A 12,387-nucleotide genomic window follows, 5' to 3' on the forward strand; every position below is an offset into this window, starting at 1 on the left:
TATTACCAAAGGCCTTACCGTCCATCATATAAAAACCCTACAAAGTACCATCATCTCGGCAAACCATTATCGCTGCTCAAAAAAACTCAGCTATCCCAGCTCTCAACAAGCTGTTCTACCTGCTCCAGGGAATCCACTACCCATCCTTCTTTTACGCGTTCTTGAAGGTCAGCATCCAAAAAGGCGGTATCGATACTTGTCTGGCGTATCAGATAAAATCCCCTTCCGTCCTCAAGAGGCCGACAAATAGCTATGCGCCCATCGTTATCCTTTATGACATAGTGATTAGGACAATAACCATCTACCCGTTCACACAGCCATACGATGGACGCCGAAAACTCTTTTATATCCCACGATGAATACATGTCCTTCACCTGTTTCCGTGAAAGCCCAACTTCTTGCGGCGTTGCTGACCTGTAAGAAACTAAATTATGGCCACACAGGTTGTATACCCTTTCAAATATAAAAGTCGTCGTCTCAGAGGTGGTTTGAAGTGGCTCAGCCACTGCTAAAGGTTCAAACGAGTTAAACAGCACCCCTTCGTTGTTATCCTGCGCTTTTTCCTTTTCAATGCGCTCCTCATCTTGGAACATCTCGGTTAACAAGGTATAAGTGTAACCCATTATCATTCCCAGTATAATCAACGCCACCGCACCCAGAAAAACGCTCTTTCGCCCTATATACACCATAATCCCTCCAAAATATGGATTTGGATTATAGTGTTCCCATTTTTTGCACTTGTTATACATACCCCAAAGCTTGGTCACATGGCGGTGACGCTGTCAATACCTAGAAAATCGACTTTCACTTTTAATCGACTAAAATCCTAATACCAGAGTTTAGCTAAAATAATTATCCATCAGTCCATCCTCAAATTAGTAAATACGTTTTGTACATCGTCATGGTCTTCCAGCTTTTCAACGAGATTCATCACCTTATTTGCAGCCTCTTCATCCAGCTCAACATAATTTTGAGGAATCATGGCTATCTCAGCGGTTACAAATGAATACCCCGCTTTTTCAAGCTGTTCCCTCACTTCGGAAAAATCCGACGGAGCCGTAATGATTTCAAACACTTCCCCCTCATCGGATATATCTTCTGCACCGGCCTCTAAAGCCTGCATCATAAGTTCTTCTTCATTTATATTCCCATTTTTCTCTATGACCAACAAGCCCTTTCGGTCAAACATCCAGGCCACACATCCGGCAGCTCCTAAGTTACCCCCATGGCGTTCAAATATGTGCCTCACATCGCTGGCTGTCCTGTTCCTGTTGTCAGTAAGCGCCTCGACAATTATAGCCACTCCATGTGGGCCATACCCTTCATACATGACTTCCTCATAGTTTACCGCCTCCAACTCACCAGCGGCTTTCTTTATCGTTCTCATTATGTTTTCGCTGGGCATGTTGGCCGCTTTAGCCTTGGCTATAGCGTCTCGCAGCCGGGGATTTGTCTCAGGGTTGCTGCCTCCCTCTTTAACAGCCACGGCAATCTCCCTGCCAAGCTTGGTAAACAGCTTGCCCTTTTGTGCATCAGTCTTTTCCTTCTTGTGCTTGATGTTTGCCCATTTTGAATGTCCAGCCATAAGTATGCTAACCTCCTGCACTGACGCTTATTTCTTTCCTATAATAGCATAAGTTCATCAAACTGTGAAGGGGTAGGTTTTTTTAGCCTTGATTTGGAAACACAAACAGAAAAAAAAAGATACACCTCCACAATGTAACCTATATAAAAAACAAGAAGGTTCTAATTTTAAAATTAACCTCCTCTCGGCTTATTTCAACATTGTTCCACCCATTCTAAAGCGTTTGTCTCAACAACCGGCTTGGATAAATCCCTAGGAACCTTGAACGTCTTAATCTCGTATGGTCTAAACTCAGCCTCTATGTCCCTATTTAGGCTACGGAAAAATACTGTCGCTTTGGTATTAAGCCCATGGACCTCTCTGCACCTTATCACTATATCATCGTCATCCTCTGCCTTCTTCACAACTTCCACAACTACATTGTCAACGTCAACAGCCAAGAAGGACATCTTCTGTGGCAACGCACCCTCATGATATGTTTCAATGAGGGCCACCGGCCTTTGGTTAAAAAGCGCTGCTTTCTTAACAGTACCAGCCTCTTCCCAACCACCATCATGAGGAAGTATCTTGTAACTAAAATGCTGTAAGCCTTGATCTATAAATGAATAATATTCCTCAGCACAAGGCTTATATGGATCGTGGTTTGCGTATACAGGACTTCTCAGTACAGTCATGCTCAATACATTATTGGACACGTCAAAGCTGTACTTGCAGTCATTTATTATGGTTACACCATACCGTACAGATGTACCAGGTATTATACCGGTCACATCCACCCATGACTGTCCTGGCTGCTCCCTACCATCGTCGCACCTCGTTATACACCCATAAGGGATCTCGAAGGTATTCTGTCTGAATACCAAATTGAAAGGAAATTTTATCTTAAGGAGCTTAAACTGCTCTCGCCAGTCAACTGTGACCTTAACATCCACCTCATTAAGCTGACTATATAAAGTAAAGTTCTGAATAAGGGTAGAGCTACCATAAGAGTATTTCACGCTAATGGTGCTCATGACAGGCCCCTGTTCCACAAGCCTTATGCTATCCAACTTAAACCTTCCTATTTCTCTATCATACCTTACCACGTTGTGACTCCAAGTATCAGAGTTGTCTTCCAAGACAACCGGCACTGCCGCCTGACCTTTGAATACCTCAACTCCCATTATCTTATCATACAGGCTGCTAATATATCCCGTCTCCGGGTCTATCTCTAGCCGTAGTCTGCCGTTTTCCATACAATATGTATTTGCTTTAATGTTGTCAAACCGTACTGTGGCTTTTTTATTGAATAACCTGTATGTCCTATAGCCCATAGACGGAAGGTCAGCCACAAAGCTAATCCTGTACCTACCGTTGGAAGCAGCATGCGGCTTTATCCTTTGAACAGCAACCTCTTTGCCATCATCATCCAATAGGCTAAACTCACTGCCTAAATTCCCCAGTTCCACCTCAATGGGCACTGCACAATCCCACGAATGGGGGTTGAAGACCACTATTGGCCGCATATTTTCATCCAAAGGTATGTCGATCTTCCAGGAAATTGACTGTACCGCGTAATTGAGGTTTCGACCGGCAATGGCCATGGCCTCACCATACATATTTCGCACATCTTCATAGGCTTCTTCCAGGCTAGTCCCGGCGAGGATATCATGGAACTGACAGAAAAGCACGTCCTTCCACGCCTTTTCGAAATCATCGGGATAGGGTTGCCCTGTTAAAATATCAGCAAGGGCTGAAAACTTTTCGGCCTTAATCAGCAAATTTTCCGATTCCCTGTTCCATTTTTTAACTCCTGAATGGGCGCTGTAGCACCCTACCGAATGGTATTGCAGGTCATCATGTACTACAGGAAATTCAATGCCTGATTTTTCTATCTCGGCAAAAAACTCCTCAGGAGTGCTAAACACCAGCTGTGGCATGTCTTCCCTCTTGGACAGCTCATATATACTCTCTATATTCTCCTTTGTGGGGCCACCCCCATGGTTGCCCACGCCATAAAAGCACATCAAATGGGTATAGGGTTCTTTCAGTTCACCTGCGCAACGCCTTACATGCCCCTCCACATTCCCCTTCCAGGTAAGATACTCGTACGGAATACGGAATGTCAGAACCCTGCTGCCATCATCCGACTCCCACCAAAATATCCTGCTGGGCAGGCCCTTCTCATTAGGCATAGGCCTCATAAACACATAATACTTTATACCGCCTACCTTCAGGAGCTGTGGGAGCATACCGTTGTGCCCAAAACTATCGGGATTGAACCCCACTTTAGCTACTTTCCCAAACTTTTTCTTAAAATACCTCTGTCCATACAGCGCGTGCCTTATAAATGATTCACCACAGGGAATATTGCAATCTGGCTCTACCCACCAACCCCCTACTATAGCCCAACGTCCCTCTTCCACGCGCTTTTTGATCTCCTCAAACATCTCTGGGTCATTTTTCTCTACCCATTCGTAAAAAGCAGCCGAGCTTGAGATAAACTTAAATTCCGGGTATTCTTTCATCCTGTCCAAAGCCGAACGAAATGTAGCCTTCACTTCCTGAAAACCCTCTTGCCACTGCCATAGCCACACTGGATCAATGTGAGCATGTCCTATCATGCTAAGCTTTTTGTTCTTCATCACAATTACACCACCTATTACGTGCAATCTAGGTTTAATTATAGATATGCTTCAAGCAGCAAGATAATATTTTCTCTACAATCAATATTTGTACTCATCTTTGAAATTTTTAAACCAGGGATTGTAGTAATTTGCAAATGATGCCCTTGCGTCTCGGAGCCTGGCATCAGCATCGGCCAGCAACACGGGATTTGAATGGCCTATTACCATGGCATCAAAATGATGGCTGCATATCTTATCAAGGCTCTCACGCCATCGTTCTTCGCTAGAGCCTATATGCATACTAAAACCCCCATAAATGGTATCCCCTGCTATAAGCACTCGAATGCCCTGAATGGTCAAGATATAACATACGCTGCCAGGGGTATGTCCGGGAGTGTGAAGGACCTCAAGGGTAAAGTTATCATACTTGAATACATCGCCATCCTTTAAAAACCCGTCCACAGCGCACGGTGGAAAAGACGAGCCATACAAAAGCCAAGCAGTGGTCTTAAGACCATCACCGTCAATTACACGCTGGGCGTCTGCCTCATGAAGATATAACTTGCATCCAAAATCCCTTTTAAACAAGGCAGCTGCTCCCACATGGTCATAATGCCCATGGGTTCCTAATATAAAGGATATATCCGCCGGGTTATAGCCTAACTTCCTAATGTTACTGATGCAATCATTGTAACCCTCCGGGGTACCACAATCGATGAGCAGCAGCTCCTTGCCACCGTCTAGCAAATAAGCAGTTGCATCAAACCTGTGCGACAACGCCGGTCCCGCAACTTGGAAAAAATTGTTTAGCAGTTTCATAGCTCCTCCTTTACAAAAAATGTTAATATGGCTCTTTTGACCAAATATATTATATACTCTCTAACCTCTTTTGGGAATAACGAATTATAGTAAATTTTAATGTGAACAATTCGGCCTAAATGAATGGGAAAATTGCATCATCCTAAATTTAACTACCGCGATAATGTAACACATGATGCCCTTATGACTGGTTCAGTAAAAAAATTATGCTATTTTTAAAAAAATCAAATATTCTTGAGCTATTTGAAGTTATAAGTCATAAAATATTAAAAAAAAATCCTCTATTGTTGTGTACACAACTTGTTGTATGTGTTAAAATTAAAAACACCAATATGTAGTATATTATAACCTTCTGTTTTCATAAACCATGTTGGTTTAACAATAGCATCAATAAGTCGAAAGGGGAGCGAAAACCATGATAACCCATATTCGCAAGCGAGACGGAAGGATTGAGAAATTTCAGCCTGAAAAAATTACCTGGGCAATATTTAAGGCTGCCATGGCATGCGGTGGTAATGATTTTAACAGAGCACAAGAGCTGTGCCGCCAGGTGGTCGACATTGCAAACCTCAAATTTGGCGATAGAATCCCCGAAGTTGAGGAGATACAGGACATTGTGGAAAAGGTACTCATAGAAAACGGGCATGCTCAAACGGCAAAGGCATACATACTGTATCGTGAGAAGCGAAGGAATGCACGAAATCTAAACGCATTGATCGGTGCCACCATCGAGATGTTTTCCAATTATCTTGGGGATAAAGATTGGCAGATAAAAGAGAACGCCAACACCCACAAGAGCGTAAACGGCCTTAATAATTACGTGCGCGAGGTGTTTACAAAAAATTACTGGCTCCATGAAATTTACCCCCAAGAGGTAAGGGAGGCACACGAGAGCGGCGACCTCCATATCCACGACCTGGGATTTTTCGGTCCGTATTGCGCCGGTTGGGACCTGCGCCAGCTGCTACTTGAGGGATTCGGCGGCGTGCCGGGCAAGGTGGAAAGCAAGCCTGCCAAACACTTGCGATCGTTTTTGGGACAGATAGTGAACTCCACGTTCACTACCCAGGGTGAGACTGCAGGGGCTCAGGCCTGGTCCAGCATTGACACCTACTGTGCCCCTTTCATCCGCTATGACAACATGACCTACACTCAGGTGCGTCAATGCATTCAAGAGTTCATATTCAACATCAATGTTCCTACCCGTGTGGGATTCCAGTGCCCCTTTTCTAACCTGACTTTTGACATCAAGGTCCCCTCCACCCTCCGGGACCAGCCTGTCATAATAGGCGGACAGATGATGGATAAGACTTACGGCGAATTCCAGGAAGAGATGGACATGTTCAACAGGGCTTTTTGCGACGTAATGCTGGAAGGCGATGCAAAGGGTAGGGTATTTACCTTCCCTATTCCCACCATCAACGTAACCCGTGACTTCGACTGGAACAGCCCGGTGGTTGAAGATTTTATGAAGATAACCTGCAAGTATGGCATACCCTACTTTGCCAACTACGTAAACTCTGACTTATCCCCCGAGGATGCGGTATCCATGTGCTGCCGCTTGAGGTTGGACATAACCGAACTAAGGAAACGGGGCGGCGGCCTCTTTGGCAGCAATCCTATGACCGGATCAATTGGAGTGGTAACCATAAACCTCCCCAGAATAGGGTATCTGTCTTCCTCCGAGAGCGAGTTTAAATCCCGCCTATGGAGGCAGGTACAGATCGCCAAGACCGCCCTGGAGATCAAGAGAAAGGTCATCGAACAGCAATCCGAAAATGGGCTTTACCCTTACTCCACACACTATCTGCGCCACATAAAAGAGCGCACGGGACAGTACTGGTACAACCACTTCAGCACCATAGGCATTGTAGGCATGAATGAGGCCCTTTTAAATTTCATGGGAAAGGATATCACCACACCAGAAGGTCAGGCCTTTGCCATAGAGATAATGCACTATTTACGCAGCCTTTTGGTAGAGCTGCAAAAGGAGACAGGTCATTTCTATAACTTGGAAGCCACCCCAGCCGAGGCCACAGCCTACCGCCTGGCCAGACTGGACAAAAGCAGGTATCCCGACATCATAACCGCAGGCAATGACGAGACACCCTACTACACCAACTCGACTCAGCTTCCAGTGGGCTATACCGATGATATATTCGAGGTAGTAGCTTTGCAGGACGAGTTACAATCGCTGTACACCGGCGGAACGGTGCTTCACCTTTACCTGGGAGAGCAGATTGAGGATACCCAAGTGGCTAAAAAGCTCATACAAAAGATTTTTACCCATTCCAAAATACCCTATATATCCATCACACCGACCTTCAGCATTTGCAACCAGCACGGGTATATAAAGGGAGAGCATTTTAAATGCCCTCGTTGTGGAACCGAAACCGAGGTATGGTCAAGGGTTACGGGCTATTTAAGGCCGGTGCAAAACTACAACCCCGGCAAAAAACGCGAGTACCTTGACCGAAAAAAATTCAAGATACGGGAAGAGGCGCTATGAGGATAGCTAGCATACAAAAGAATTCATTTGTGGATTACCCAAGTAATATCGTTGCAGTCGTGTTCACCCCTGGATGTAACCTAAACTGCTACTTTTGCCACAATCGCCACATTCTTGACACCGAAAACATCGATGTTACATACGATGTAGACAATGTAATGGAGTTTTTAAAGTCCCGACGTTTATTCCTTGACGGGGTAGTAATAAGCGGCGGGGAGCCCACCCTTCAGCCTGACCTAGAAGAATTTGTCGCCAGGATAAAAGAATTAGGCTACCTGGTTAAACTTGACACCAACGGTACCCATCCCCACGTGCTGAAAAGGCTAATAAAAAAGGATTTGTTAGACTACATCGCCATGGATATAAAAGCCCCATTTGAGAGGTATAACGAACTCTGTGGAGTAGAAGTTAACGTTGCCAGTATACAACAAAGCATAGAGATAATAATGAACGGAAAAGTAGATTATGAGTTCCGCACCACTTTTGTACCTGATCTTAATAAGGATGACATACTTAAAATCGCTCAAACCATAAAAGGCGCAAGGCGGTATGTGCTGCAGCAGTTCAGAATGCCCCAAACAAAAATAGAAATGAGAGATATACGCCTTTTTCGCTCCCCACATCCCCCTGAAGTCTTTGCTGAAATAATATCCGAGATAGCCTCAGTGGTGGAGGTATGCCTCACCCGCGGGGTGGAGTAATACACGCCACAACTCATCCCCTCTGCCCGTACCTCCAACAATGGCCATAACAAAACCCTCTGCCCTGTCCAGGAGGCACATGGCACGCCACCTCATTTGAACCGCAATGTGGGCATGTATAACCCCCCTCTTTTGTCTTAGAAAAATTCTCATAGCTTTCATCCCACTGGGCCATGCACTGCCTGCAGTAAACCTGGCATACATTTCGGGTAAAATACCCGCCCCCAATCCTTATAGCTTTGCCATTGACCAACGAATCAGCCACCTTTTGGCGAGCGCTGTTCAAAATGCGCTGAAAGGTCTGACGTGAAACACCCATCCTTTCAGCACAGGCCTCCTGCTCCAATCCTTCTAAATCCTTTAAACGCAGGGCTTCCAGCTCCTCTATCTGCAGTAAGTTCTCCTCAACTGTACTGTTGCGCACACCTTCGGGAATAAAGTGCCTGACATTAGGAATGAACTCCACCCTTCGCCATTTTACAGGTCTTGCCATAGTCTCACACTCCCCATCTTTATTTTAACACATTGATTGCCGATTAGCCATACAAAAACCCGCCCATCTTTTTGATGAGCGGGTTTTTTGTGCTAGGCCCAGATAAAAACATGTATTTAAAAGTCAACCTATCAGAATAACGAGAAGGCTATGAACAGAGTAGCAGCCAGGGAGGAAATCAAGGAAACAACGGTTACCTGCGTATTAAGCGACGGTCCTGCGGTATCCTTGAAGGGGTCTCCGACGGTGTCACCGATAACAGCCGCCTTGTGAGCATCAGACCCCTTACCGCCGTACACACCTGTCTCAATGTATTTCTTGGAGTTATCCCACAGACCACCGGAATTGGCCATGAGTAAAGCTAGGAACAAACCTGACACGATATTACCCGTTAGGAATCCACCAATAGCATGGATACCGCCTATAAAGCCTACTATGAGCGTTACCACTATAGCCATTAAGCCTGCAGGAATCAGCTCTTTTATGGCACCTATTGTGGCTATATCTATGCACTTCTCGTATTCGGGCCTTACGCCCTCCCTACCCTCTTTAAGGCCGGGTATGGTCTCGAACTGGCGATGGATCTCGGCTACCATGCGCTCAGCGTTTCGGTCAACGCCCAGCATCAACATGGCAGAAAATACAGCCGGCACAGCCAGCCCAACCATTATGCCAAAGAATACCAGAGGATTCATTATATTAAAGCTAATATCCGAACCTGTCACATTCATTACCGTCTCTCTATAAGCGCCAAGCAAAGCTATAACGGTAAGCCCCGCGGCACCAATAGCAAACCCTTTAGTTATAGCCTTAGCTGTGTTACCTGCTGCGTCCAGCTCGTCACTGACGACTAGAGCCTCATCGCCCATCTTGGCCATTTCAACCAAACCACGAGCATTGTCAACAATTGGACCAAAAGCGTCATTTGAAATGATCATTCCCACAATAGATAGCATACCTATAGCCGCCATGCTTATGCCAAACATGGCATAGCTTGCTCCCATCGGCTCGCACAGCTTATAAGCCACCAAAGCTGAAAAACCTATCCCTAAAAGTGCTGGGAAGCAGCTCAAAAGTCCATATGAAAAACCACTCAGTATAGTGAAAGCAGGTCCGATGCTGGATGCCTTAGCCACTTTCTCCACAGGCTTTTTGCCGTCCCCTGTGAAATAGTCTGAAGTAATACCTATAATGACGGCAACCACAAGCCCTACCATCGTAGCACCCCATATGCGCAAATCATAATTAAAAGCCAGCGATACCACAAGGGTCAAAACCGCATACAATACGGTGGTGATATAGGTACCGGTATTCAAAGCTCTGCCTGGGTCTTTGTGCTTGCCCATACCTATAAACAGCACACCCAATATAGAGGCAAACAATCCCAGTGTAGCATAACAGAACACCAGGTGTTGCTGCCCAAGTGATAGACCTATAACCATAGCAGCAGCTATGGAAGCGATATTGGAGTCAAACAAGTCAGCACCCATTCCGGCCACATCACCGACATTATCGCCTACATTATCAGCTATTACAGCAGGATTTCTGGGGTCATCTTCCGGTATGCCAAGCTCTACCTTTCCTACTAAGTCGGCGCTTACGTCAGCAGTTTTGGTATAAATCCCACCACCGGCCTTGGCAAACAGGGCTAAAGTGCTTGCACCAAAGCTAAAGCTCAATACAGTATTAGGATCATTAGTAAGAAGATACAATATTGAAGCGCCAAACAAGCTGCAGCCAACCACAGCCATACCCATAACAGCTCCGCCTTTGAATGCCACTCCAAAAGCAGGAGCTATACCCTTCTTGGAAGCTACAGCCGACTTTAAATTGGCAATAGTGGCAATATCCATACCGATCTTACCAGCGGTTGCAGACAGAGAAGCACCAAACAAGAAAGTAATAGCCATTCTGAAGTTTGTCCAGAAGTTGCTCTTCCAAATAGGATGGGGCAAGAAAAGCAAGATGAGTACTGCCACCACCGAAGCAAACACAGCCAGTATTTTGTACTCCCTTCTCAGAAAGGCACTGGCCCCGCGTCTTATAAGGGACGCTATCTCTTCGGCTTCTTTATTGCCGCCTGGCTGCTTTTTTACCCAGGAATACAGGTATCCTGCAAGCACAAAAGAAGCAATTGAAACTACGATAGCTGCATAAACCCAAAACACCTTCCATTCTCCTCTCCTTTTAAATTTTTAAATTTTATGCCACATGACCTTACGCTTGCAAAAGCACAGCCGCCACATTTCAAGCAACCGTACGTTTACAAACGCAAGCCCTGCAGCAAAATTTATGCCTTTTTAAGCGTCATGGTTTTTAAAAGCCTTCATCAATATTTTTACCATTAGATAGAAAAGCGCCAAAGTAGTATAAACACCTGCTACACCCACTACCATTAAAAAAAGCGATTTTGTAAGCTCCGACGCATGTACGATGCCTTCAAACATACTGTCACACCTCCTAGCTCAACCCGCCAAAAGCGGCACCAATGCTAAAATCAAGCCTCCTGCTATAATAGAACCTAGCTGACCTGCTACGTTAGCGCTCACCGCATGCATAAGAATAAAATTGGTAGGGTCCTCTTTTTGAGCCATCCTCTGGATGACTCGTGCAGACATCGGAAAGGCCGATATACCGGCTGCTCCTACCATGGGGTTAACCTTCTTCTTGAGGAAAAGATTTAAAAATTTAGCAAACAGCACACCACCTGCTGTATCAAATATAAAAGCTCCCAACCCACCTAAAAGGATAACCAAAGTCATGGGCTGCAAAAATTTTTCGGCCACCATGGTCGAGCCAATGGTAATTCCAAGAAGTATCGTCACAATATTCGCTAGTTCATTTTGTGCCGCCTTTGAAAGCCTCTCCAGAACCCCCGATTCCCTTATCAGGTTGCCAAACATTAGAAGGCCTACGAGCGGCACGCTTATAGGCGCTACAATTCCTGCAATAACTGTAACGAATATGGGGAACAAAATCTTGACAGATTTGGGCACCTTGACGTCCTTGTATTCCATCCTAATCATGCGTTCCTCTTTTGTAGTCAACAGCTTAATTACAGGGGGTTGAACAATGGGAACAAGAGACATGTAAGAGTACGCCGCTACAGTGATAGGACCAAGGTATTCCTTGGCAAACTTGCTGGCTACAAATATGGCTGTGGGACCATCAGCAGCTCCTATAATTCCTATAGCTGAAGCAACTTTGAGGCTGTCAGCCCCAACCAGCAGCGCAATGACAGTTGTAGCAAATATGCCAAATTGGGCTGCAGCTCCAAAGAATAACATCGTGGGATTAGCAAGGAGAGGGGTAAAATCGATCATGGCTCCAACTGCAATGAAAATGAGCACTGGGAAAAGCTCGGTTTGAATACCGGCATCAAACAATATCTTTAGCACCCCTGGTGTACCTTCATAATTTAAAACCGATGAAAGGGGTAAATTCACCAATATGGTGCTGAAGCCTATGGGCAACAAAAGCATAGGTTCATATTCCTTCTTAATTGCAAGATATATCAGGAAACCGCCTATTGCATACATTATAATTTGCGGTAAACCTATATGAGCAAACCCCACAAACAGCTTATCCATAATCTACCTCCATAAATTAAACTAATTTGTAAATTTTTAGTATATATTGGAATCAAAAACAAAAAAATAGAAAAACTGACGGAC

General features: G+C 45.1%; 10 protein-coding genes. 2 read left to right on the top strand and 8 right to left on the bottom strand.

Annotated features, from left to right (window positions below; all coding sequences use genetic code 11):
* Positions 1-86 precede the first annotated feature (86 nt).
* From JOD02_RS05745 to JOD02_RS05760, 4 genes are all read right to left on the bottom strand, one after another.
* Entirely contained in the window at positions 87-686 is a 600-nt protein-coding gene (locus JOD02_RS05745; RefSeq protein ID WP_204487791.1) for a hypothetical protein, read from the bottom strand.
* A 173-nt stretch (positions 687-859) separates the two neighbouring features.
* Positions 860-1,585, bottom strand: coding sequence for a YebC/PmpR family DNA-binding transcriptional regulator (locus JOD02_RS05750; protein WP_204487792.1), 726 nt, complete (start codon positions 1,583-1,585; stop codon positions 860-862).
* 194 nt (positions 1,586-1,779) lie between these two features.
* On the bottom strand, positions 1,780-4,209 hold the full coding sequence (locus tag JOD02_RS05755) for an alpha-mannosidase (protein ID WP_204487794.1): 2,430 nt from the start codon (positions 4,207-4,209) through the stop codon (positions 1,780-1,782).
* 81 nt (positions 4,210-4,290) lie between these two features.
* A complete protein-coding gene (locus JOD02_RS05760) occupies positions 4,291-5,010 on the bottom strand; it encodes an MBL fold metallo-hydrolase (protein WP_204487796.1) in 720 nt (239 codons plus the stop codon).
* Positions 5,011-5,425: 415 nt separating this feature from the next.
* Here JOD02_RS05760 and JOD02_RS05765 point away from each other — a divergent pair, with 415 nt between their 5' ends.
* A complete protein-coding gene (locus JOD02_RS05765) occupies positions 5,426-7,519 on the top strand; it encodes a ribonucleoside triphosphate reductase (protein ID WP_204487798.1) in 2,094 nt (697 codons plus the stop codon).
* Positions 7,516-8,220: an anaerobic ribonucleoside-triphosphate reductase activating protein gene (locus JOD02_RS05770; RefSeq protein ID WP_204487800.1), complete on the top strand. Its 705-nt coding sequence runs from the start codon at positions 7,516-7,518 to the stop codon at positions 8,218-8,220. The genes JOD02_RS05765 and JOD02_RS05770 overlap by 4 nt, the downstream gene beginning before the upstream one ends.
* A gap of 13 nt (positions 8,221-8,233) precedes the next feature.
* On the opposite strand, the gene JOD02_RS05775 is transcribed toward JOD02_RS05770, so the two are convergent.
* The 4 genes from JOD02_RS05775 to JOD02_RS05790 all read right to left on the bottom strand — a co-directional run bounded on the left by JOD02_RS05775 (position 8,234) and on the right by JOD02_RS05790 (position 12,303).
* Complete coding sequence (locus tag JOD02_RS05775; RefSeq protein ID WP_204487802.1) at positions 8,234-8,713, bottom strand: DUF134 domain-containing protein; 480 nt, start codon at positions 8,711-8,713, stop codon at positions 8,234-8,236.
* Positions 8,714-8,844: 131 nt separating this feature from the next.
* Entirely contained in the window at positions 8,845-10,881 is a 2,037-nt protein-coding gene (locus tag JOD02_RS05780; RefSeq protein ID WP_204487804.1) for a sodium-translocating pyrophosphatase, read from the bottom strand.
* Between the two features lie 132 nt (positions 10,882-11,013).
* Positions 11,014-11,160, bottom strand: coding sequence for an OadG-related small transporter subunit (locus tag JOD02_RS05785; protein ID WP_204487806.1), 147 nt, complete (start codon positions 11,158-11,160; stop codon positions 11,014-11,016).
* Positions 11,161-11,178: 18 nt separating this feature from the next.
* Positions 11,179-12,303 (bottom strand): sodium ion-translocating decarboxylase subunit beta, encoded by a 1,125-nt coding sequence (locus tag JOD02_RS05790; RefSeq protein WP_204487808.1) that lies wholly within the window; start codon positions 12,301-12,303, stop codon positions 11,179-11,181.
* Positions 12,304-12,387: the final 84 nt, after the last annotated feature.

It is taken from the genome of Caldicoprobacter guelmensis (genome assembly GCF_016908415.1).
In the GTDB taxonomy this organism is placed as follows: domain Bacteria; phylum Bacillota; class Clostridia; order Caldicoprobacterales; family Caldicoprobacteraceae; genus Caldicoprobacter; species Caldicoprobacter guelmensis.

Coding starts and splice junctions, on each gene's coding strand:
- JOD02_RS05775 (WP_204487802.1), bottom strand. CDS start 8,713: ATGGCAAGACCTGTAAAATGGCGAAGGGTGGAGTTCATTCCTAATGTC.
- JOD02_RS05760 (WP_204487796.1), bottom strand. CDS start 5,010: ATGAAACTGCTAAACAATTTTTTCCAAGTTGCGGGACCGGCGTTGTCG.
- JOD02_RS05750 (WP_204487792.1), bottom strand. CDS start 1,585: ATGGCTGGACATTCAAAATGGGCAAACATCAAGCACAAGAAGGAAAAG.
- JOD02_RS05765 (WP_204487798.1), top strand. CDS start 5,426: ATGATAACCCATATTCGCAAGCGAGACGGAAGGATTGAGAAATTTCAG.
- JOD02_RS05755 (WP_204487794.1), bottom strand. CDS start 4,209: ATGAAGAACAAAAAGCTTAGCATGATAGGACATGCTCACATTGATCCA.
- JOD02_RS05785 (WP_204487806.1), bottom strand. CDS start 11,160: ATGTTTGAAGGCATCGTACATGCGTCGGAGCTTACAAAATCGCTTTTT.
- JOD02_RS05770 (WP_204487800.1), top strand. CDS start 7,516: ATGAGGATAGCTAGCATACAAAAGAATTCATTTGTGGATTACCCAAGT.
- JOD02_RS05790 (WP_204487808.1), bottom strand. CDS start 12,303: ATGGATAAGCTGTTTGTGGGGTTTGCTCATATAGGTTTACCGCAAATT.